This is a genomic window from Hymenobacter sp. J193 (assembly GCF_024700075.1).
Classification (GTDB): Bacteria; Bacteroidota; Bacteroidia; order Cytophagales; family Hymenobacteraceae; genus Hymenobacter.
In genome coordinates this window covers 853,249-874,162 of sequence record NZ_JAJONE010000001.1, presented here as the reverse complement: position 1 = coordinate 874,162, position 20,914 = coordinate 853,249, and the positions used below count along the sequence as shown (strand labels likewise).

Annotated in this window: 18 protein-coding genes; 9 read left to right on the top strand and 9 right to left on the bottom strand. The window is 59.5% G+C overall.

What is annotated here, in order from left to right:
• Nucleotides 1-27 precede the first annotated feature (27 nt).
• Complete coding sequence (locus LRS06_RS03720) at nucleotides 28-765, top strand: SDR family NAD(P)-dependent oxidoreductase (RefSeq protein WP_257870240.1); 738 nt, start codon at nucleotides 28-30, stop codon at nucleotides 763-765.
• Nucleotides 766-864: 99 nt separating this feature from the next.
• On the opposite strand, the gene LRS06_RS03715 is transcribed toward LRS06_RS03720, so the two are convergent.
• The gene (locus tag LRS06_RS03715; protein ID WP_257870239.1) at nucleotides 865-1,422 is read right to left on the bottom strand and encodes a hypothetical protein; all 558 of its coding nucleotides are present in this window, start codon (nucleotides 1,420-1,422) and stop codon (nucleotides 865-867) included.
• 388 nt (nucleotides 1,423-1,810) lie between these two features.
• Here LRS06_RS03715 and LRS06_RS03710 point away from each other — a divergent pair, with 388 nt between their 5' ends.
• Nucleotides 1,811-2,092 (top strand): ATP-dependent Clp protease adaptor ClpS, encoded by a 282-nt coding sequence (locus LRS06_RS03710; RefSeq protein ID WP_196953179.1) that lies wholly within the window; start codon nucleotides 1,811-1,813, stop codon nucleotides 2,090-2,092.
• Between the two features lie 101 nt (nucleotides 2,093-2,193).
• Entirely contained in the window at nucleotides 2,194-2,808 is a 615-nt protein-coding gene (gene recR / locus LRS06_RS03705) for a recombination mediator RecR (RefSeq protein ID WP_257870238.1), read from the top strand.
• A 49-nt stretch (nucleotides 2,809-2,857) separates the two neighbouring features.
• Here the strand turns inward: recR and LRS06_RS03700 are convergent, their stop codons facing one another.
• Nucleotides 2,858-3,187, bottom strand: coding sequence for a hypothetical protein (locus LRS06_RS03700; RefSeq protein WP_257870237.1), 330 nt, complete (start codon nucleotides 3,185-3,187; stop codon nucleotides 2,858-2,860).
• 105 nt (nucleotides 3,188-3,292) lie between these two features.
• Here LRS06_RS03700 and LRS06_RS03695 point away from each other — a divergent pair, with 105 nt between their 5' ends.
• The 3 genes from LRS06_RS03695 (at nucleotide 3,293) to LRS06_RS03685 (ending at nucleotide 8,124) form a co-directional block, all read left to right on the top strand.
• The gene (locus tag LRS06_RS03695) at nucleotides 3,293-5,389 is read left to right on the top strand and encodes a glycosyltransferase family 2 protein (protein WP_257870236.1); all 2,097 of its coding nucleotides are present in this window, start codon (nucleotides 3,293-3,295) and stop codon (nucleotides 5,387-5,389) included.
• Nucleotides 5,390-5,702: 313 nt separating this feature from the next.
• The gene (locus LRS06_RS03690) at nucleotides 5,703-6,926 is read left to right on the top strand and encodes a pyridoxal phosphate-dependent aminotransferase (RefSeq protein ID WP_257870235.1); all 1,224 of its coding nucleotides are present in this window, start codon (nucleotides 5,703-5,705) and stop codon (nucleotides 6,924-6,926) included.
• Nucleotides 6,927-7,101: 175 nt separating this feature from the next.
• Entirely contained in the window at nucleotides 7,102-8,124 is a 1,023-nt protein-coding gene (locus tag LRS06_RS03685; RefSeq protein WP_257873374.1) for a bifunctional heptose 7-phosphate kinase/heptose 1-phosphate adenyltransferase, read from the top strand.
• A gap of 207 nt (nucleotides 8,125-8,331) precedes the next feature.
• On the opposite strand, the gene hemE is transcribed toward LRS06_RS03685, so the two are convergent.
• Together hemE and LRS06_RS03675 are read right to left on the bottom strand one after the other, a co-directional pair.
• Nucleotides 8,332-9,381, bottom strand: a complete 1,050-nt coding sequence (gene hemE, locus LRS06_RS03680; RefSeq protein WP_257873373.1) for a uroporphyrinogen decarboxylase — start codon at nucleotides 9,379-9,381, stop codon at nucleotides 8,332-8,334.
• 113 nt (nucleotides 9,382-9,494) lie between these two features.
• Nucleotides 9,495-10,121: a MarC family protein gene (locus LRS06_RS03675; RefSeq protein WP_257870234.1), complete on the bottom strand. Its 627-nt coding sequence runs from the start codon at nucleotides 10,119-10,121 to the stop codon at nucleotides 9,495-9,497.
• 232 nt (nucleotides 10,122-10,353) lie between these two features.
• On the opposite strand from LRS06_RS03675, the gene purE reads away from it, so the two are divergent.
• Together purE and LRS06_RS03665 are read left to right on the top strand one after the other, a co-directional pair.
• A complete protein-coding gene (gene purE / locus LRS06_RS03670; protein WP_257873372.1) occupies nucleotides 10,354-10,836 on the top strand; it encodes a 5-(carboxyamino)imidazole ribonucleotide mutase in 483 nt (160 codons plus the stop codon).
• A gap of 122 nt (nucleotides 10,837-10,958) precedes the next feature.
• Nucleotides 10,959-12,110, top strand: a complete 1,152-nt coding sequence (locus tag LRS06_RS03665; RefSeq protein ID WP_257870233.1) for an endonuclease/exonuclease/phosphatase family protein — start codon at nucleotides 10,959-10,961, stop codon at nucleotides 12,108-12,110.
• Between the two features lie 138 nt (nucleotides 12,111-12,248).
• On the opposite strand, the gene LRS06_RS03660 is transcribed toward LRS06_RS03665, so the two are convergent.
• From LRS06_RS03660 to dnaK, 3 genes are all read right to left on the bottom strand, one after another.
• Nucleotides 12,249-13,373: a DegT/DnrJ/EryC1/StrS aminotransferase family protein gene (locus tag LRS06_RS03660; RefSeq protein WP_257870232.1), complete on the bottom strand. Its 1,125-nt coding sequence runs from the start codon at nucleotides 13,371-13,373 to the stop codon at nucleotides 12,249-12,251.
• Between the two features lie 36 nt (nucleotides 13,374-13,409).
• The gene (locus LRS06_RS03655; protein WP_257870231.1) at nucleotides 13,410-14,558 is read right to left on the bottom strand and encodes an FAD-dependent monooxygenase; all 1,149 of its coding nucleotides are present in this window, start codon (nucleotides 14,556-14,558) and stop codon (nucleotides 13,410-13,412) included.
• A 225-nt stretch (nucleotides 14,559-14,783) separates the two neighbouring features.
• Entirely contained in the window at nucleotides 14,784-16,730 is a 1,947-nt protein-coding gene (dnaK, locus tag LRS06_RS03650) for a molecular chaperone DnaK (RefSeq protein WP_257870230.1), read from the bottom strand.
• A gap of 363 nt (nucleotides 16,731-17,093) precedes the next feature.
• Between dnaK and LRS06_RS03645 the strand changes: the two genes are divergently transcribed.
• A complete protein-coding gene (locus LRS06_RS03645) occupies nucleotides 17,094-17,687 on the top strand; it encodes a hypothetical protein (protein ID WP_257870229.1) in 594 nt (197 codons plus the stop codon).
• Between the two features lie 182 nt (nucleotides 17,688-17,869).
• Here LRS06_RS03645 and preA read toward each other — a convergent pair whose 3' ends face one another.
• Nucleotides 17,870-19,243 carry an NAD-dependent dihydropyrimidine dehydrogenase subunit PreA gene (preA, locus tag LRS06_RS03640; protein WP_257870228.1) on the bottom strand — a complete coding sequence of 458 codons (1,374 nt, stop codon included), beginning with the start codon at nucleotides 19,241-19,243 and terminating at the stop codon, nucleotides 17,870-17,872.
• Between the two features lie 208 nt (nucleotides 19,244-19,451).
• Entirely contained in the window at nucleotides 19,452-20,780 is a 1,329-nt protein-coding gene (locus LRS06_RS03635) for an FAD-dependent oxidoreductase (RefSeq protein WP_257870227.1), read from the bottom strand.
• Between the last annotated feature and the right edge of the window lie 134 nt (nucleotides 20,781-20,914).

Below are 20,914 nucleotides of genomic sequence, written 5' to 3'. Positions count from 1 at the left end.
TCACTTACTTATTCACTTTTGAACCCTATGCGCTTTCAGGATAAAGTAGTACTGATTACCGGGGCGACCGGCGGCATTGGGCTGGCCGCCGCCAAACGCTTTGCCAGCGAAGGAGCCCGGCTGGTGCTGGTGGGCCACCGTCGGGAAGCCCTGGATGAGGCCGCGCCCGAGGTGCAGGCCGCCGGCGCGCCCGAGGTATGGGGAAGCCTGTGTGATGTAGCGGTAGAAGAGCAGGTGCAGGCCACCGTAGCCGGCACGCTGGAGCGGTTCGGCCGCCTCGACGTCATCGTGAACAACGCCGGCCTGATGGAATTCAAGCCCCTGCAGGAGCTGACCGGGGAAGACTGGCTGCGCGTGCTGGGGGTAGACTTGCTCGGGGCCTTCTACTTCACCAAGCAGGCTTTTCTGCACATGAAGCCCGGCGGCACCATCGTGAATGTGTCCAGCATTCATGCCGTGGAAACCAGCCCGCTGGTAGCGCCCTACGCCGCTGCCAAAGCCGCCATCAACTCCCTCACGCGCACCTCGGCGCTGGAAGGCAAAGCCAAGGGCCTGCGGATAAACGCCGTGCTGCCGGGCGCCATCGATACGCCCATGCTCTGGGAAAACCCCAACGTGAAAAGCGGCGCCGAAACCATTGACCCCGCCGACGTAGGCCGTCCCGAAGACGTAGCCGCCCTCATTGCCTACCTGGCCTCCGACGATGCCGCCTTCGTGCAGGGCGCCGAAATCCGCGTGGATGGCGGCCGCCTAGACCGGCTTTAGTAGATAGAGTAGGGCCAAAACGGAAGCCGGCCGAATCGGAAGCACCGAATCGGCCGGCTTTACTGTGCATATATGGGCCACCCGGCTAAGCTGGCGGCGCTACTCCGGCAGCTCCAGCTCCCGGGGCAGCACAAACTTGAGGCTGCGGCTTTTGCTGCGGGCGTGGAGCTGCTGCAGGAAGTCATCCAACTCGGGCTTGTACTCCAGCCACAGGTCCTCGTGCAGGTTCTGAAGCACAAGCTGGGTTGTGCGGGCCGCCAGCCGTGCCGTGCCGGTGTAGAAGCTCGCATACACACTTTCGAACTGCCCGGTATAGTTCTCGAAAATGTGGCGTAGTGTGTACAGGTTCAGGTCAACTTCCAGGCGCTTGTCCTTGGTGATGCGGCGGGCGCGGGCTACTTCCTTGATGGCCTTGCCCAGCGCTTTGGTGAGGCTGCGGTTGAGCAGCCTGCCGGTGGCGCCCACCGCAAACAGCTCGTGAATCTGGTCGGAAGCCTGCTCAAACACGGTTTCCGTGGTTACGTCGGGCAGCAGCTCGTAGCAGAGCGTATCATAGAGCTCGGCGTCGCGGCGGGCGGCGCGCAACAGCAGGGCTTCCTTTTCCTTGTCGGAAAGGCGCTTGAGGGCGTGCTTGAACTCAGCGGAAGGAACAGGCATACTATAAAACGGTGAAATGGTGACGGACTATACGGGTAAAACGCTGAACGGTCAGCCATCCAACCATTCAACTCTATAGCCCATCAACTCACAGCTTCTCATGGAAAGTACCGAAGAAGTTTGTTAGTGCGGTGCACGTGGTCGTTGCCGCGTCCGTTGCACGCCATTCGCAATGGCTGGTTTGAGACAGAATAAAAAGCAAACATAGGGCAGCAGGTGCTACCATGGTTGCCGCGCGGCGGCCAACGACGGCCCGACAGCCCCAGGCTTTGCTACGCCCGTATTTCCTTTCCCGGCCCGGAAACGATTCAGCCGCTCAAGTGGTTATAGATAGTCTGGCTTACCTTCGAAACCGGGCTTTTTGCCTGAATTTCCGTATTTTTGCCCCATGAACAGCAAACCGCAGATTGAGTACGACGAGGACGTTCTGCTCCTGGAAGAAACCACCGACGTGCGCGACCTGGTGGTGTACAACGACGACGTGAACACCTTCGACCACGTCATCCGCACGCTCATTGATGTATGCGGGCACGAGCCTGAGCAGGCCGAGCAGTGCACCCTGCTCATTCACTACAAAGGCCAGTGCACCGTTAAGCACGGCACCTACGACGAACTGGCGGCCCTCTGCACCGCCATCCACGACCGCGGCATCTCGGCCGATGTCATTTAAGTCATGTGCTAATGTGCATAATGCGGAAATGTGCTGATTGATGGGCACAGTAAGAAACATTAGCACATTTCCACATTATGCACATTAGCACATTAGAGTAGATGGAATTTCCTTCCAAACTGATAGAAAACGCCGTTGGCGAATTGTCGAAGCTGCCGGGCGTGGGGAAGAAAACTGCCCTGCGTCTGGCCCTGCACCTGCTTAAAGCCGAAACCGATACCACGGCTTCGCTGGCAGAGGCCCTAGCCAAGATGCGCTTCGAAATCCGCTACTGCGATACCTGCCACAACATTTCTGACACGCCCGAGTGCGCTATCTGCGCCAACCAGCTGCGCGACCAAAGCACCGTGTGCGTGGTGTCGGACATCCGCGACGTTATTGCCATCGAAAACACGGCCCAGTACCGGGGCCTCTACCACGTGCTGGGCGGCGTTATCTCGCCCATCGAAGGCATTGGCCCCAGCGACCTGACCATCGACTCCCTGGTGGAGCGTGTGACGAAGGAAGGCTCCGAAATTCGTGAGGTTATTCTGGCCATTAGTCCTACTATGGAAGGTGACACTACGGCCTTTTTTCTCTCCCGCAAGCTGCGCGACCTGCCCGAGCTGCACGTCAGTTCCATTGCGCGTGGCATCCCGATGGGCGGCGAGCTGGAATACGCCGACGAAATCACGCTGGGCCGCTCCATTGTAGAGCGCCAGCGCCAGGAGCGGTAGGAGAGAAGCTACTTCATAAAAAAGACCTGCCTCTTCAGGCAGGTCTTTTTTATGAAGTCACCCAAACTGGCTTGTGCATGTAAGGGTCAACACGGATTACTCGACCCTGACCACTGGCCTGAAGGATATGGCCAAAAAGAAACTTCGTTTCGGGTTGAAAATGCTGCTCTAACTCCTCGGAGACTGCCAGTATAATCTGAAGCTGATACTGCTGATTGGGGTACATGGCCTGCTTTATCTGAAACTCAGCCGGGAAATACAGCACCGGCTCGGATAACCACAGCGAAACCCGAAAAGATTTGGTGATCGGGAAAGCGAAACGCGGCGGGTATGAAACGTAGAAAACTACGTCGGCAGTAAGTAGCAGTTCTAAATTCATTTTCACGCGAAAGTGTTGAGTCGACCACAAAATACATAACCGACAACGGCGCAGGTTCGCAATAACCACCCGACTGCTTACCTTTCGCGGCCTATTCTACTGCCCGTGTCCTCACCCGTTGTGAAGCTTTCCGTTGTTATCGTCAACTATAACGTGTGCTACTTTCTGGAGCAGGCGCTGTTGTCGGTGCGGCGGGCGGTGGAAAAGCTGGGTGAGCCGGTGGAGGTGTTTGTGGTCGACAACAACTCCGTAGATGGCTCAGTGGCTATGGTGCGGGCGCGGTTTCCGGAGGTCGTCCTTATCGAAAACCACGACAACCCCGGCTTCTCGAAGGCCAACAACCAGGCCATCCACCAGGCCCGCGGGCAGTACGTGCTGCTACTCAACCCCGATACGGTGGTGGAGGAAGACACCTTCCGGCTGTGCTGCGCATTCATGGACGCGCACCCGCGCGCCGGGGGGCTGGGCGTGAAGATGCTCGACGGGCAGGGTCGTTTTCTGCCTGAAAGCAAGCGGGGGCTGCCCACGCCCTGGGTGGCATTCTACAAGATTTTCGGGCTGGCCAAGCTGTTTCCGAAGTCGCGGCGCTTCGGGCGCTACCACCTGGGCTTCCTCGACAAAGACCAGACCCACGAAATAGAAGTTCTGAGCGGGGCCTTTATGCTCATGCGCAAAGCCGCGCTGGACGAGGTAGGGCTGCTCGATGAGGACTACTTCATGTACGGCGAGGACATCGACCTCTCGTACCGCCTCACGCGGGGCGGCTGGCTGAACTACTATTTTCCCGGCACGCGCATCATCCACTACAAGGGCGAAAGCACCAAACGCACGAGCGTCAACTATGTGTTCGTGTTTTACCGGGCCATGGTCATCTTTGCCCGCAAGCACTTCGCACCGGAGCGGGCGGGCACGTTCAGCCTCCTCATCAACCTGGCCATCTGGCTGCGGGCCGGGGCGGCGGTGGCCCAGCGCCTGGCCGCGCAGGCCGCCCCCGTGCTGCTGGATGCCGGCCTGATCTATGGGGGCATGTACTTCCTGAAAACCTACTGGGAGCACAACCACAAGTACGTGCGCGGGCCCTACCCCGAGAAATATATGCTGGTGGCCGTGCCGGTGTACGTGGCCGTGTGGCTCGTGTCGGCGTTTTTCAGTGGGGCCTACGACCAGCCCACCAGGGCCCGGCGCATTGTGCGCGGCGTATTCCTGGGCACGTTGCTGATTTCGGCCGTCAGCAACTTTCTGGACGCGTGGCGCTTTTCCAAGGCCCTTATTGTGCTGGGTGGGGTGTGGGCCGTGGCGGCGCTGGTGCTGCGCCGGCTGGCGTCCAACTTCCTGCGCTACCGCACCCTCAGCCTTACCCGCCAACACCAGAAAAATGTGGGCATCGTGGGCTCGTTCGAGGAAAGCCAGCGGGTGCGCCAGCTGCTGGAAAACGCTGCCGTGCCGGCCCGCATCATCGGCTACATCGAGCCCGCCAAAGCCGGGGCGCCCGTGCGCTCTGTCCGCGCCACGCCGTCTTATGAGCCGGTAAGCCGCCCCGGTGCCGGCCGGTATACCACCGCTACGGCCGCCCTTCTGGCTGACGCAGAAACCCTAGAAGCCCCGGTTGATGACCTGCTGGGCGAGGTGCGGCAACTGGCCGACATCATCCGCATCTACGAGCTGCACGAGCTGATTTTCTGCGGGCGCGACCTAACCGCCAGCCAGATTATCGGGTTGATGGTGAGTGTGCCCCAGCACCCGCCGGTGGCCTACAAAATTCTGCCCCAGGACAGTGAGTACATCATCGGCAGCTCCGGCAAAGACTCGCCCGGCGACTACTACGCTCTCGACATCACCCTGAATCTGTTCCGGCCCCAGCAGGTACGCAACAAGCGGGTACTCGATTTTGTAGCCAGCCTGGGCTTTCTGCTAGGCGCGCCGCTCCTCATCTGGTGGCAGCCGCGCAAAGGCGGTTTTCTGCGCAACTGCCTGCGCGTGCTCGGTGGCTCCCGTACCTGGGTGGGCCTGCGCTACGCCGCCGCGCCACGCCGCCTGGCCCGGGCCATTCTCTCGCCCGCCGATGCGGCCCAGGCCGCCGGTCCGCTCACCGGGGCCACGCGCCGCCGCCTGGAGCTGCTCTACGCCAAGGACTACGAAACCGGCACCGACCTGCGCCTGCTTTTGCGCTGCTTCCGCCAGTTGGGCCGGGAAGAGGAGTGAGGTGATGAGGTAACAGGTAACAGGTAACAGGTAACAGGTAACAGGTGTGCCTCTGGCGGCAGACTTAGGCCGCAGGCCTCGTCTGCCTGCTGAAGGATAGAAGCCAAGCTCCCGACTGGCGGCCGCAAAGTGGCCCGGCAGTAATACGCTGCTTGCCTACCAGCCTGTTACGTGTTACCTGTCTCCTGTTACGTTTCACCCAAAACTAGAAAGCGTAAAACCGCCGAAAGCAGGTACTTGTAGTTCCGGAGGGGCTGCGTACATTCCGCCTACTTTTGTGTTATCACGCTCACTGCTTTCAACCTTCTTCCTAATGTCCGCTGAAGCTACTACCCTCGCGCCCCTCGTGTTGTCCGACCGCATCAACTCCATGCAGGAGTCGCAGACCATTGCTATGGCCAAAAAAGCCCGGGCGCTGGCGGCTGAAGGGTTTGATGTGATTAACCTGAGCTTTGGCGAGCCGGATTTCCAGACCCCCCAGTACATCAAGGACGCCGCCAAGGAGGCTCTCGACCAGGGCTACACGCTCTACACGCCCGTACCCGGCTACCTCGAGCTGCGTCAGGCTATCTGCGACAAGCTGCAGCGCGAAAACCACCTCAGCTACAAGCCCGAAAACATTGTGGTGAGCACCGGCGCCAAGCAAGCCCTGGTGAACGTGGTGATGAGCCTGGTAAACCCCGGCGACGAAGTAGTGGTGTTTGCGCCCTACTGGGTAAGCTACGAGGAGATGGTGAAGCTGGCCGAGGGCGTGCCGGTGCCGCTGGTGGGCTCCCTGGAAAACGACTTCAAGGTGACGGCCGCCGAGCTGGAAGCCGCCATTACGCCCCGCACCCGCCTCATCATGTACTCCTCGCCCTGCAACCCTACGGGCTCGGTGTTCAGCCGCGAAGAGCTGGGCGCCATTGCCGAGGTAGTGGCCCGCCACCCGCACGTACACGTGCTGGCCGACGAGATTTACGAGTACATCAACTTCGTGGGGGAGCACGTGAGCATCGCCCAGTTTGAGGACATAAAGGACCGCGTGATTACCGTGAACGGCTTCTCGAAGGGCTACGCCATGACGGGCTGGCGCGTGGGCTACCTAGTGGCCCGCAAGGAAATTGCCAGCGCCTGCGAGAAAATCCAGAGCCAGATTACGTCCGGTACCTGCTCCATTGCCCAGCGGGCGGCCCTGGCCGCTCTCCTGGGCGGCCGCAGCTCCGCCGATGAGATGGTGACGGCCTACCACCGCCGCCGCGACCTGGTGCTGGAGCTGGCCCAGGACATTCCCGGCTTCCGCACGCCCACGCCCAGCGGCGCCTTCTACGTCTTCCCCGATGTGAGCGGCTGCTTCGGCAAAGCCACGCCCGAGGGGCAAACCATTAGCTCTGCGGCCGACCTGGCTATGTACCTGCTCAACGATGCCCACGTGGCTGCCGTAGATGGGGGCGCGTTTGGCGCGCCGGCCTGCATCCGCTTCAGCACCGCCGCCGCCGATGAAAAGCTGCGCGAAGCCTTCCAGCGCATCAAAAACAGCGTAGCCAAGCTGGCCTAGCTCCGGAAAATCGTAGTAACGTTTGAGGGCGGACATAGTAATGTCCGGGACAAGACATAGTAATGTCTTTGGTAAAACGTCCTAATGTCTTGGGCAAGACATTAGGACGTTTTTGCGTACGGCGCGTTGTGGCCGGGCTGCCTACCTTTGCGGCTCTGTACCTGACTTTGCCTTGATGCCTGCTGCCGCACCTCCCACTTCGTTGCCCGCTTTGTTTGCCGCTTTCAACCAGCTCACCGTGCTCATTGTGGGCGACGTGATGATGGATGCCTACGTGTGGGGCAAGGCCGCGCGCCTCTCGCCCGAGGCGCCAGTGCCCGTGGTGAACGTGAGCCGGCAGGAACAGCGCTTGGGCGGGGCCGCCAACGTGGCCCTGAACGTGCAGGCCCTGGGGGCCAAACCACTGCTGTGCGCCGTGGTTGGCCAGGACCAGGGCGGCGACCAACTGCTGGATCTGCTACACGCCGGGGGGCTTTCGGCCGAGGGCATGGTGCGCTCTACGCATCGGCCTACTACCGTAAAGCAGCGCATTCTGGCCCACGGGCAGCAGCTCCTGCGCATCGACTCCGAGGTGGAAACTGACCTCAACGAAGCCGAAAATGCCGACCTCACCGCCCGCTTCGAGCAACTACTGCCCCGCGCCGACGTGGTCATTTTTGAGGACTACGATAAGGGTGTGCTCAACGCGGCCAGCATTCAACGCTTCATTGGGCTGGCGCGGGCCCAGGGCATCCCTACCGTCGTCGACCCCAAGAAAAAGAACTTTCTGGCGTATCAGCACTGCACCCTGTTCAAGCCGAATCTGAAAGAGCTGCGCGAAGGCCTCAAGCTGGATTTCGGTGACTCCGATGCCGACCGGCCCCACTTTGAGGCGGCGGTAGCCCGACTACGGGAAGTCCTGATGCCGGATACCGTGCTGGTCACCCTTTCCGAGCGCGGCGTTTTCGTGGAAGACCGTGAACTGACGCGCACTTATTTGCCCGCGCACCTGCGCACCATTTCCGACGTTTCGGGCGCCGGCGATACGGTTATCAGCATTGCGGCCCTGTGCGTGGCCCTGGGCTTATCCGCTCCCGTAACGGCCGCGCTGGCCAACCTCGGCGGCGGCCTGGTATGTGAGCAGGTGGGCGTGGTACCCATCGAAAAACAGCTGCTGCTGGCCGAAGCCCAGGAAAAAGGCCTGCAGTTGAGCCGCTAGGCTGTGGCTATTCAAAGAGCTTTCTGTCATTGCGAGGCATGTGGCGCATCAAGCCCGTGTCCGAAGCAATCCGTCTTGAGCAACGAACCAAGGCCTGGAATGTGAAAAGCCCCTGACGTCAGCACGAACGTCAGGGGCTTTCTGGTAAAAGGACATTTCCTACTTCGCAGAGGACGGATGGCATCGGCTCTGCCTCACTATGAAGCTTTAAATCTGGCCTTCGCGGGCCAGGGCGCTGAACTCTTTCACCGTTTCGATGAACACCTTCACGTTGTCGGGGTTGGTGTCGGGATACACGCCGTGGCCCAGGTTGGCAATGTGGCGCTGGGGCCCAAAGCGGCGCAGCATCTGGATGGTGGCGTGCTGCACCTGCTCCGGCGTGCCGTAGAGGGCGCAGGGGTCGAGGTTGCCCTGCAGGGTTTTGCCGTCACCGATGGCGGCGCGTACAGCCCGCGGGTCCTCGTTCCAGTCCAGCCCGATGGTGCGGCAGGGCAGCGTGGCAAACTCGGGCACGGCAAAGAAAGCACCCTTGGCAAATACCGTCACGGGCACATTGGGCAGGGCCTCACAGATTTCGCGGATGTAGCGGGTGCTGAACTCCTGATAGTGGTCGGGGGGCAGGATGCCGGCCCAGGAGTCGAACACCTGAATGAGGTTGGCGCCGGCTTCTACCTGAGCCTGCAGGTAGGCAATAGTAGTAGCCGTAATCTTGCGCAGCAGCTCATGAGCCAGCTGCGGGTCGGTGTACAGCAGGCGGCGGGCTTTGCTGAACGTTTTGGAGCCGTGGCCCTCCACCATGTACGCCAGAATCGTCCAGGGGGCGCCGGCAAAGCCGATCAGCGGCACGCGGCCGTTGAGGCTGCGCTTGGTTACGCGGATGGCTTCCAGTACGTAGCCCAGGTGTTCCTCGGGGTCGGCAATGCGCAGGCGGTCTACATCGTGGCGCGACTGCACAGTTTGCGGAAACAGCGGGCCGCGGGCCTCCACCATTTCGTAGGTGAGGCCCATGGCCTCTGGCACCACCAGAATGTCGGAGAAGATGATGGCCGCGTCCACGTCCAGCGCATCCACCGGCTGAATGGTGACTTCGGCGGCCAGCTCGGGCGTTTCCACCAGCTCCTTGAAGCCGCTCAGGCGGCCCCGCAGGGCGCGGTACTGGGGCAGGATGCGGCCCGCCTGGCGCATCAGCCACACGGGGGTACGTTCGGTATCTTCGCCGCGGGCGGCACGGAGCAGGAGGTCGTTCTTCAGCATAATCGGGGCAAAGGTACAAACAGTGAAATAGTGAGCTGGTGAAATGGTGTGTCTGACGTTCTGCCTGCACAGATTGCGCGAATTGGTCGTCAGACTCACTATTTCACTATCTCACCTCAATGCGTGAGCCCGGGAAAAAGCGCCTTGATGGCCGTAGCCAGGAAATTCACCCCAATAGCTAGGGTAATAAAGCCCATAATCCGCGCCAGCGCCGCCATGCCCGGCCGCCCCAGAAACCGCGTGAGCCGCAGCGACGACATCAGAATAATATAGGCCGCCAGCGCCACCAGCACAAACCCGAGGATGATCAACCCCATATCGAGGTAGGAGAGGTGCTCCGTAAAGAGGCCGATGCACACGGCCATGGAGCCCGGGCCCGAGAGCATGGGCATAGCCAGCGGGGTAAACGAAATATCGTTTTTGTGCATGCTTTCCTCCAGGGTGGCGTCCGAAACCTTGGCGCGGTTGCCGCCCGGCGTGAGCAGGTCGAAGGCTGAACGCATCAGTAGAATACCGCCCGCAATGCGCAGGTGGTGGATGTTGATGCCAAAGAAATTGAGCACGTACTGCCCGGCCACAAACGACACGGTGAGCACCCCAATCATGTACAGGCACGCCTTCAGGCCGATGTTGGCGCGTTCCTGGGGCGTGTCTTCCTCGGTGAGGGTCAGAAATACCGGCATGGCCCCGAAGGGATTCACAACGGAAAACAGGGTGGTGAACGTGGCGAGCAGAATTTCCATGGGCGGCGCGCGTCAGGCAGAGGCAAACCAAAGGTACGAGCCTTTGAGAATCAGCAAACAGGAAAAATGCTATGTTTAGGGAGCCAACCACCGGGCCCCGGGCGCGTAGAACCGCCCAAGCCGGTTGAGCCTTCCTATTTTCCGCTACTGATTCCATGACTACCCACCCCCCGCGGCTTCGGCCGCCGACTCGCCCGCTGCCCCCGACGCTACCCCCATCGTGGGCATTATTATGGGCTCCCAGTCCGATCTGAAGATCATGACCGGCGCGGCCGAGCTGCTGCGCCAGTTTGGTGTGCCCTTCGAAATTACCCTGGTTTCGGCGCACCGCACCCCGCACCGCTTGGTGGAGTATGCCGAAACGGCCCGCAAGCGCGGCCTGCGCGTGATTATTGCCGGCGGGGGCGGAGCGGCTCACCTGCCCGGGATGGTCGCCGCTTTCACCACGCTGCCCGTTATTGGGGTGCCCATCAACTCCACTACCTCCATCCGGGGGCTGGATTCGGTGCTGTCGATGCTGCAAATGCCGGCCGGCGTGCCCGTGGCCACGGTTTCTATTGATGGGGCACCCAACGCCGCCGTGCTGGCCACCCAGATTCTGGGGTTGAGCAACGCCCGGCTGGCTGATGTGCTGGAAAAGTACCGCACCTCCCTCAAGGATAAAGTAATGCGCACCATCGAGGAGCTGCGCAAAGGCGGCTTCAGCGACGATTAGAGGTAAATGAGTAAGTGCGTGAATCAGGGGAAGAAGCCAGCCGCTGCTTTTCCGCTCACTACACTGGTACCTCACTCATTCCCTTAGCCTCTCATTCCCTGCTTGTGCCTGATTTTAGTTCTATGCCGGTCTGGCTGATTGTATTGCATGCGCTGATGCTGCTGCTGGCGGTGGCTGCTGTGGTGGCGACGCTGCTGCCGCTGCTGCGCCAAACCGCGTGGTGGATTCGTATCTGCGACTTTCCGCGCCTGCAGATTGTGGGCGTTACGCTGCTGGTGCTGCTGGCCGGCCTGGCGCTGAAATGGCACCGGCTGCCGGGCTACTGGGGTCTTACGCTCCTGGCGATGCTGGCCGTGGTAGTAGGGTATCAGGTGTTTCGCATCATGCCCTACACGCCCCTGGTCCGCAAGCAGGTGGGTGATAGTACGACCAGCAAAAGTCAGGCGCACTTAAGCCTGGTGATGATGAACGTGCTGCAGTTTAACAAGCAGGGAGCCAGAGCCCTGGCTGTGATTCAAGAAGCAGACCCCGACATTATCATGGCGGTGGAAACCGACGAGTGGTGGCTGAATCAGCTGCGTCCGCTCGAGAAAACCCACCCTTACACCTGTCACGAACCCCTCGACAACACCTACGGTCTGCTGTTTTTTTCGCGCCTGCCGCTGGAAAACTGCACGATTAAGTACTTACTCGACGACGACATTCCCTCCATTCATACCTACGTGGATTTGCCTGGTACCAAGACACGGGTGCGAATCTACGGGCTGCACCCCAAGCCGCCAGCGCCCCAGGAATCCAAAACCAGCACCAAGCGCGACGCTGAGCTGCTGCTGGTAGGCAAAGAAATTGACCGCCGCGACGAGCCGACTATCGTGTTCGGGGATATGAACGATGTGGCCTGGTCGCACACGTCTGAGCTGTTTCGGCGCATAAGCGGCTTGCTCGACCCCCGCGTGGGCCGCGGGCTACTGCCTACCTTCCACGCCGACTACCGCCTCATGCGCTGGCCCCTCGACCACGTGTTTGTGTCGCCGCACTTCAAAGTAGACGATATGGAACGCCTGCCTTACGTGGGCTCCGACCATTTTCCCATCTACATCAAGCTCAGCTACGAGCCCGACCACAAGGTTATCCAGGAGGAAAACGCGGAGGAAGCTGATGCCAGTGACCACGAAGAAGCCCTGGAGAAAATTCAGGAAGGCTTCGAGGAAGAAAACGAGGAGGAGGAAGATGAAGCCAGCAGCCCCCAGCCCAAGAAGGAACTGACGACGTAGGAAGTGGAGTTGTCATCCTGAGCAAAGCGAAGGATCTTGGTATTGTAGTAAATGATTCTACCACATTACCAAGATCCTTCGCTTTGCTCAGGATGACAGTTCTGGCTCGGCATGACGGATAGTTTGTCCCGGTACCCGCTACTTCAAGGGAAACTTCCATATTGCCTGAACTACTTCGGCTACCTGCGCTTCCGTCATGCCGGGCCAAAGTGGAAGGCTGAGGCTGGTAGAAGCTAGCTGCTCGGCAACAGGGAACAGACCTTGGGAGAAATCCAGATGCTGGTAAGCCGGCTGCAGATGCGGCGGTACCGGGTAATGAACAGCCGTGCCGATTCCGTGGGCCGTGAGGTGCTGCTGCAGGGCATCACGATGCGGCGTTTGCACCACATATAGGTGATAAACGTGCGTGGAATAAGGCAGGCAATACGGCCGCTGCAGCCAGGCAATATCGGCCAGCCCGACATCGTACCAGGCCGCCAACTGCTGGCGCTGTTGCGTCCAGAAAGGCAGTTGGGGTAGCTTCACGCGCAGGACGGCGGCCTGCAGCTCATCCAGCCGGGCGTTCTGGCCAATGACTTCGTTCTGGTATTTCTGGCGGGAGCCGTAGTTACGCAGCACCTGCAGCTGCTCGGCCAGCGCGGCATCGTTCGTGGTAAGGGCGCCGGCGTCGCCGAGGGCACCCAGGTTTTTGGTGGGGTAGAAGCTGGTGACGTTCAGGTGCCCAAAGGAACCGGTAAGCTGGCCGTGGCTGGTGGCACCATGCGCCTGGGCATTGTCTTCCACCACCCAAAGGTTGTGTGCTTGTGCTACCTGCATAATAGCCGCCATATCACAGGCCTGCCCGTAGAGATGCACCGGCATAATAGCGCGGGTCTGCGGCGTAATAGCGGCTGCCAACAACGCCGGGTCAAGGTTGCCGGTAGCTGCGTCGGGTTCTACTGGCACGATGGTGGCCCCCACATACGACACGGCCAGCCAGGTAGCTACGTAAGCGTTGCTGGGTACGAGTACTTCGTCGCCGGGGCCGATGCCCAGGGCCAGCAGTGCCAGGTGCAGGGCCGCAAGGCCACTACTCACGCCCACGCAATGCGCCGTGTGGCTGAAGGCGGCGTACTCCGCTTCAAATGCCCGCACTTCCTCGCCCAGCACGTACCACTCCGAGTCAAACACCCGCGTCATGGCCTCCAGCGTGGCCTCGCGGATGCGGGCATTCTGGGCGGTAAAAGACTGGAAGGGAATACGCATCGGGAAAGGGTAAGACATAGTGCCAGGTAAAGAAACGCGTTGCGGCACGAATAGCTACTCGCCCTCCTCGTAGAGGAAAGCCATCTGCTGCTCGTTCAGGCGGCTGGGCAGGGCGCGCATCACGGCGTTGCGCAGCTTCACCAGCACCGGATTGGTAAGCTGGGCGGCTTTCCCCAGCTGCCACGACTGCGTGACGATGCGCGTGGTACGCGGCCGGCGGCGCTGGTCGAACAGCTGAAAGGCAGCTTCAACCGAAATGGCCGCAGCCAAGCATGACGCCAGCGCAGCGGCATCTTCCACGGCCTGGCCGGCACCCTGGCCCATGTTGGGCGTGGTGGCGTGGGCCGCGTCACCGATAAGCAGCACCCGGCCAAAATGGAACTGGCGGAGCGGTTTCAGGTCCAGAATGTCACCCCAGAGCAGCTGCTCATCAGTAGTCAGGGCCAGTAACTGCGGAATGGGGGCGTGGTAGCGGGCAAACTGCCGCTGCAGATCAGCCACGCGAAAGGCGCGAAAGTGGGCGTTGCGCGCCTCGGGGCTGTTGACGCAGGCAAACCAGTACACCTGCCCGTTCCCCAGCGGTACCATGCCGAAGCGGCCGGCGCGGCCCCAGGTTTCGGTGGTGCGCCCCGCCGGCAGCTGCAACACCGAGGCATCTACCACACCCCGCCAGCAGGTATAGCCCGCGTAGCGCGGCTGACTCCCGGGCAGTAGCTGCCGCCGCACCCGGGAGTTGATGCCGTCGGCGGCCAGCAGCGCATCGGTGGTCAGGTGGCTGCCATCTTCAAAATAGGCGGTGACCTGCGTGGCCGTTTGCTCGAATCTAGCTAGGCGCTTACCCAGCTGCACGGTACCAGCCGGTAATGCCTCCAGCAGCAGGCGCTGTAGCTCGGCGCGGTGAATGGCCAGGTTATCGTAGCCGACCCGCTCGGTAAATGGGCGGGTGTCGATGGCGTTGAGGTCACGGCCGAACTCATCCAGCAGCCCGATGCCCGTTACCGTAAACCCCTGTTGGTGTACTATATCGTGCATTCCCAACCGGTCGAGGGCGCGCATGGCGTTGGCGCCCAGCACCACGCCCGCGCCCACTTCTCGCAGTTCGGTAGCCGCTTCAAATACCTGAACCTGATGATTCTGCTGAAGCAAGGCCTGCGCCGTGGCTAGCCCGGCAATGCCGCCCCCGATGATAAGAAAGTGAGCCATGTAAATCCTGAGAACTGATGCGGCCCAAAGGTAGCGGCGCAGTCCTATTTAGTAAACCGTCATGCTGAGCTTGTCGAAGCATCTCTACCGCTTCGTCTGAATAGAATTGCAACGAAGCGGTAGAGATGCTTCGACTCCGCTCAGCATGGCGTTCTGGAATAAGCAGCTAAACGCAAAAAGGCCCCAACTCTGCAGTCGGGACCTTTTTTAACTTAGATCAGCCGATTACTTCTGGCCGTCTACTTCTTCGTAGTCCACGTCGGTCACGTTGTCGTGGCCGGCGCCTTGCTGGCCGTTGCCGCCAGGTTGGCCGGCACCGCCGAAGGGGTTGCCACCTTCCGCGCCGGGCTGGCCAGCGGGGCCGCTCTGAGCGTACATTTCCTGCGAGGCAGCCTGCCACGCCGCGTTGATGGCGGCCATAGCCGTATCAATCTGACCGAGGCCTTTGCTCTCGTGGGCTTTCTTGAGGTCGGCAAGGGCGCTTTCCACAGCTGTTTTGTTGCCGCCGCTCAGCTTGTCGCCGTACTCCTGCAGCTGCTTTTCGGTCTGGAAGATCATCGAGTCAGCCTGGTTCACCTTCTCGATTTTCTCGCGCTCGGCCTTGTCGGCTTCGGCGTTGGCCTGGGCTTCCTGGCGCATCCGCTCAATGTCGGCATCCGACAGGCCCGAGGAGGCCTCAATGCGGATTTTCTGCTCCTTGCCGGTGCCTTTGTCCTTGGCCGTTACGTGCAGAATGCCGTTGGCATCAATGTCGAAGATTACTTCGATCTGCGGAACGCCGCGGGGGGCTGGCGGAATAGAGTCGAGGTGGAACTTGCCGATGGTGCGGTTCTGCGAAGCCATGGGCCGCTCGCCCTGCAGCACGTGGATTTCGACGGAAGGCTGGTTGTCGGAAGCCGTCGAGAACGTCTCGGACTTCTTGGTTGGGATGGTGGTGTTCGACTCGATGAGCTTGGTCATCACGCCGCCCATCGTTTCGATACCCAGCGAAAGCGGGGTTACGTCGAGCAGGAGCACGTCTTTTACCTCACCGGTCAGTACACCGCCCTGGATGGCAGCGCCCACGGCTACTACTTCGTCGGGGTTCACACCTTTGGAAGGCTTCTTGCCGAAGAACTTCTCTACCTCTTCCTGGATGCGCGGAATGCGGGTAGAGCCACCTACCAGAATCACGTCGTTGATATCGGAAGTGCTCAGGCCGGCGTCCTGCAGAGCCTTTTTCACCGGCTCCATCGACCGGCGGATCAGCGAATCGGCCAGCTGCTCGAACTTGGCGCGGCTCAGCTTCACCACCAGGTGCTTGGGGCCGGAGGCCGTAGCCGTTACGTAGGGCAGGTTGATTTCCGTTTCCGTCGACGACGACAGCTCCACTTTGGCTTTTTCCGCAGCTTCTTTCAGGCGCTGCAGAGCCATAGCATCCTTGCGCAGGTCGAGGCCTTCGTTTTCCGAGGCGAAAGTTTCCGCCAGGAAGTTGATGATAACCTGGTCGAAGTCGTCGCCACCGAGGTGGGTGTCACCGTTGGTGCTCAGTACTTCGAATACGCCGTTGTCAAGCTCCAGAATCGAAATATCAAACGTACCACCGCCGAGGTCATACACGGCTACTTTGTGGTTCGAGTGGTCTTTGTCGAGGCCATAGGCCAGGGCAGCCGCCGTGGGCTCGTTGATGATGCGCTTCACATCAAGGCCAGCAATGGCACCGGCTTCTTTGGTAGCCTGGCGCTGGGCGTCGTTGAAGTAGGCGGGCACCGTAATCACGGCTTCCGTCACGGGCTGGCCGAGGTAATCTTCGGCGGTCTGCTTCATCTTCTGCAGCACCATCGCCGAAATCTCCTGAGGCGTGTACTGCCGGTCGCCGATTTTCACGCCCACCGTGTTGTTGGAGCCACTGCCCAGCGCGTAGGACACGTTCTTGGCTTCTTCGGTTACCTCCGAGAAGTTACGGCCCATGAAACGCTTGATCGACTGGATGGTGTTGTGCGGGTTGGTAATGGCCTGACGCTTAGCCGGGTCACCTACTTTACGCTCGCCTTTACCGTTGTCGAGGAAGGCCACAATCGACGGAGTCGTGCGGCGGCCTTCGCTATTTGGAATCACCACCGGCTCGTTGCCTTCCATTACGGCCACGCAGGAGTTGGTGGTGCCGAGGTCAATACCAATTATTTTTCCCATTGTTCAGGAGTATCGTTAGGGTGTTGAGGTGTCAGGTTCAGGAGCGCCGAAGCACTCACGCCGGGGAATTACAAGACGCGTACCAGCCCGGTTGAGGCCGGTTTTCCGTGACAGATTGTCATTTCTGGATGCTTAATGACGCGGAAACCCGACGGTCTGACTTTTACGGGCGTAAGTGGCTTTGGATACCCTGCCAGGTGGGCAGACCTCAAGCTTAGCCTGAGTAAAGGAAGCAATAGTTACTTTGAGGTCGGTCGTTTCTACAATAGCTGGAAGCATGCTATATTGGGATGCTTTAAGCTATGAATGTTGGTTGGGGTATCGATTATCTTGACATTGGGTGGTAGTTTACAAAGGCGATAAATGGTGAAAGATCAGTTTATAAATGTCACAATTCGTGGGCGATTTTTGTTTGGAGTTTGTTCATTGCAAAAAGCAATTTATCATTTTAATTTTGAAAAATTAGACTGGCAAATGTTGTTTGACTTCCTTTTGGAATATCCAAAAGGAGATGCGGTTAAAGACTTATGCTTATGGTCCGACAAGCAATCTGAATGTATTCCTTTTTGTATTATGGACGACAAGCCATATGAAGAATGCTTATTTGAATTTATAACCAAGCAGCAGTACAACTATTTCAAAAGTATTTATAAACAGGTAAATCAAGAAATTTGTGAAATAATAGATTTAATTGATCAAATTGGCACTTGTTCTTTGTATGGAGGAGTAAGGGACGGTTCACCGATGTCTTTAGAATATTTGAATAGAATAACAAAAATTCTTGATAGTAACAGAATAGAAAAGCCTGAATTAGAAAATTTTAATAATTTTACTTATAAATACGCTAATAATGACAGGGCTGTTTGGGGTGAAAAAATAGATATTAATATAATTGAGCTTATATTAAATAATAATAAAGAAAGTGCGAAACAGCCCATTTGGCGATATAATGCCTGAAATGCTAAATTCAATAAAATATATATATTGGATTGGCATCATATACCAAACAAAAGCTTGTTATTACCTTATAGTTAAGATTAAATTCGGTAAAACGCTCGGGCTTTTGACTTTGCTCTATTCAGAAAAGCGGCCCCAAATTCAACCGAGTTTGGGGCCGCTTCGCTAAATGGAACAGTGTATCATTCCGCTACTTCCTGATACTGCCGCGCCTTGCCGGGCAGTGTCTTTTGCCTTTCCTTACCCAGGGCGGCGGCGGGCTCGGGTACCCAGTGGTGTAGGCCGCCGGCGCGCTCATCGTTGAAGGTGACGGGAATATCATCGGCCTCGGTGCGCTCTTTCCAGGTCTGGTGCTGGGTGCCGTCGTCGCGGCGCTCCATGGTAATGCACTGCTCCACGGGGCACACCAGGGAGCAGAGGTTGCAGCCCACGCAGTTCTCGTCGATGATTTCGGGGATACGCGTGCCCGCGTTGAGTTGGATGGCCTGGTGGGCGCCGTCCTCGCAGGCGGTGTAGCACAGCTGGCAGCCGATGCACTTATCGGGGTTGATGTGGGCGGTGACTTTGTACTTGAGGTTGAGGTCTTCCCAGTGCTTCACGTTGGGCAGGGCGCGGCCCACCATGTCGTCAATGGTGCGGAAGCCTTTTTCGCTCATGTACTGCTCCAGCCCGCTGGTCATTTCCCGGATGATGCCAAAGCCGTAGTGCATGGCCGCCGTGCACACCTGCACCGAGGAGGCTCCGAGCAGAATGTGCTCCACGGCGTCGCGCCAGGTTTCGATGCCGCCGATGCCGGAAATGGGTAGGCGCACGTCGGGGTGCTGGGCGCAATTCTTCACCATGTTCAGGGCAATGGGCTTCACGGCCGGGCCGCAGTAGCCGCCGTTGCTGCCCTTGCCATCCACAATCGGGTAGGGGGCAAACAAATCCAGGTCCACACCCACAATACTCTGGATGGTGTTGATGAGCGAAATGGCGTTGGCGCCCCCGCGCCGCGCGGCCATAGCGGGCTCCGTAATGTCCGAAATGTTGGGCGTGAGCTTCACGATAACCGGGATGCGCGCCACTTCCATCACCCACTCCACAATGGTCTGGAGTACTTCCGGCTCCTGGCCCACGGCCGAGCCCATGCCTCGCTCACACATGCCGTGGGGGCAGCCGAAGTTCAGCTCAATGCCGTCGGAGCCGGCGTTTTCCACGTCGCGCACGATGTCGTGCCACTCCTGCCGGCTTTGCACCATGAGCGAGGCAATGACGGCGTGGTTCGGGAAACGCTTTTTCACTTCCTCAATCTCGCGCAGGTTGTCGGCCAGCGGGCGGTCCGAAATCAGCTCGATATTGTTGAAGCCCATCATGCGCTTGTCGCGGTAGTTCACGCTGCCGTAGCGGCTCGACACGTTCACCACGGGCACGCCCAGGGTTTTCCATACGGCCCCGCCCCAGCCGGCGTCAAAGGCTTTCATCACCTGATAGCCCGAGTTGGTGGGCGGCGCCGAAGCCAGCCAGAACGGATTGGGCGACTTGATGCCGGCAAAATTTATGGAGAGGTCTGGCATGAGGGGGGGAGCTAGGAGTCAGGAGTTAGTAGCTAGGAGAAGCTAGTTCCCCTCCTTTTTTCAAGGAGGGGTGCCCGGAGGGCGGGGTGGTCAGGCTAGAGTTAGAAGATTAACGCTAGTTGGTCGTTCGGGCGGTGGTTTTCTAGTTCTAGCTTACCACCCCGGCCTGCGGCCACCCCTCCTTCAAATAAGGAGGGGAGCTGGTTTTCTAGCTTTTAGTTAAAAAACCGTGGATGCCGTGGGCTGCGGCTTTGCCGTCGGCGGCGGCGTTTACTACTTCGGCGCCGCCGTTGGCCGCGTCGCCGGCGGCGAAGTAGCGCGGGTTGGTGGTCTGGCCGGTATTGGGGTTGAACACGATGCGCCCTTTGCCGTCCACTTGCAGCTCCGGAATGAGGCCGAGGAAGCTGGTTTGCTTGGCTTGGCCGGTGGCCTTAATTACCATGTCGCAGGCCTCCACGAACTCCGAGCCAGGGACAGTTTGCACCTGCCCGTTGAGCGTGGCGGTGCGCACGAACTTCACGCCTTCCACCTTGCCGTTGCCCACGATTTCCAGCGGGGCCACGTTGAAAAGCCCCTGCACGCCCACGCCTTTGGCCAGGTCGTACTCGAACTCGTAAGCCCCCATTTCCTCCTTGCCGCGCCGGTACGCCAGCACCACCCGCTCCGCGCCCAGCCGTGCCGACTCCGAAGCGGCGTCCATGGCAGTGTTGCCGCCGCCCAGCACAATCACCTTGCGGCCCACGGCAGTTTGCTCTTGCCGGATGCGCAGCTGCTCGATGAACTCCACCGCGCCCACGCAGTTTTCCCGCTCCTCGCCCGGCAACCCCAGCGCCGACGTGTGGCCCAGCCCGATACCCAGGAAGATGGCCGAGTACTCTTTTTCCAGCTTTTCCAGGTCGGGGCGGGTGCTGATGGCGTGGTTGTAGTGCACTTGAAAGCCGAACTGCGCTTCCAGGTACGCCATTTCGGCCAGGGTTTCCTCGTTGGTGATTTTGTAGGGAGCTACGCCGTACAGCGTGAGGCCGGAGGGCTGGCTGCGGGCCTCAAACACGTCTACCTCGTGGCCCAGCTTGCGCAACTCGCAGGCGCAGGAAATACCCGCCGGTCCCGCGCCGATAACAGCTACCCGAAATCCGGTAGCCGCGCCCGGCTGAAATAAGTGCTTGCCCTGGTCCATCACCTGGCGCGTGGCGTGGCTCTGCAGCCGCCCGATTTCAATGGGCTTGGCCCCGGTAGCCGTGTACACGCAGGAACCCTCGCAGAGCACCTCCGTAGGGCACACCTTTCCGCAGGCATTGCCGAAGTAATTCGCCTCGTAAATAGTGCGAGCTGCGCCGGTGGCATTACCGGAGTTGATCTGCCGGATAAACAGCGGAATATCGATGCCGGAAGGACACGCCTTGATGCAAGGCGCATCAAAGCAAAACAGGCAGCGCGAGCTTTCCAGCAGGGCCTCAGAGTTGCTCATCAGCGGCTTGAGCTGGGCAAAGTTCCCGGCAAATTCCTGCTCGGTAGTGGGGGTAGCGTATTCGGCCATAAGCGGCGTGAAATGCAGAAGAAAGAAGAGGAAACACGGCAGCCAACGGCTGAGCAGAGCAAAAAACCTTACGCCAGTGAGCCGGTAGGGGGGCCACAGCAAGTTGGGTAGGTGATAAGGCTTTTCACTCCGCT

Bases quoted from the DNA above. Each gene is read 5' to 3' on its own strand.
- LRS06_RS03660 (WP_257870232.1), bottom strand. From the start codon at position 13,373: ATGTCTTACCCTTTCCCGATGCGTATTCCCTTCCAGTCTTTTACCGCC.
- LRS06_RS03715 (WP_257870239.1), bottom strand. From the start codon at position 1,422: ATGCCTGTTCCTTCCGCTGAGTTCAAGCACGCCCTCAAGCGCCTTTCC.
- LRS06_RS03635 (WP_257870227.1), bottom strand. From the start codon at position 20,780: ATGGCCGAATACGCTACCCCCACTACCGAGCAGGAATTTGCCGGGAAC.
- LRS06_RS03665 (WP_257870233.1), top strand. From the start codon at position 10,959: ATGCCGGTCTGGCTGATTGTATTGCATGCGCTGATGCTGCTGCTGGCG.
- purE (WP_257873372.1), top strand. From the start codon at position 10,354: ATGGGCTCCCAGTCCGATCTGAAGATCATGACCGGCGCGGCCGAGCTG.
- LRS06_RS03675 (WP_257870234.1), bottom strand. From the start codon at position 10,121: ATGGAAATTCTGCTCGCCACGTTCACCACCCTGTTTTCCGTTGTGAAT.
- LRS06_RS03720 (WP_257870240.1), top strand. From the start codon at position 28: ATGCGCTTTCAGGATAAAGTAGTACTGATTACCGGGGCGACCGGCGGC.
- LRS06_RS03710 (WP_196953179.1), top strand. From the start codon at position 1,811: ATGAACAGCAAACCGCAGATTGAGTACGACGAGGACGTTCTGCTCCTG.
- LRS06_RS03690 (WP_257870235.1), top strand. From the start codon at position 5,703: ATGTCCGCTGAAGCTACTACCCTCGCGCCCCTCGTGTTGTCCGACCGC.
- preA (WP_257870228.1), bottom strand. From the start codon at position 19,243: ATGCCAGACCTCTCCATAAATTTTGCCGGCATCAAGTCGCCCAATCCG.
- LRS06_RS03655 (WP_257870231.1), bottom strand. From the start codon at position 14,558: ATGGCTCACTTTCTTATCATCGGGGGCGGCATTGCCGGGCTAGCCACG.
- recR (WP_257870238.1), top strand. From the start codon at position 2,194: ATGGAATTTCCTTCCAAACTGATAGAAAACGCCGTTGGCGAATTGTCG.
- LRS06_RS03700 (WP_257870237.1), bottom strand. From the start codon at position 3,187: ATGAATTTAGAACTGCTACTTACTGCCGACGTAGTTTTCTACGTTTCA.
- LRS06_RS03645 (WP_257870229.1), top strand. From the start codon at position 17,094: ATGGTGAAAGATCAGTTTATAAATGTCACAATTCGTGGGCGATTTTTG.
- LRS06_RS03685 (WP_257873374.1), top strand. From the start codon at position 7,102: ATGCCTGCTGCCGCACCTCCCACTTCGTTGCCCGCTTTGTTTGCCGCT.
- dnaK (WP_257870230.1), bottom strand. From the start codon at position 16,730: ATGGGAAAAATAATTGGTATTGACCTCGGCACCACCAACTCCTGCGTG.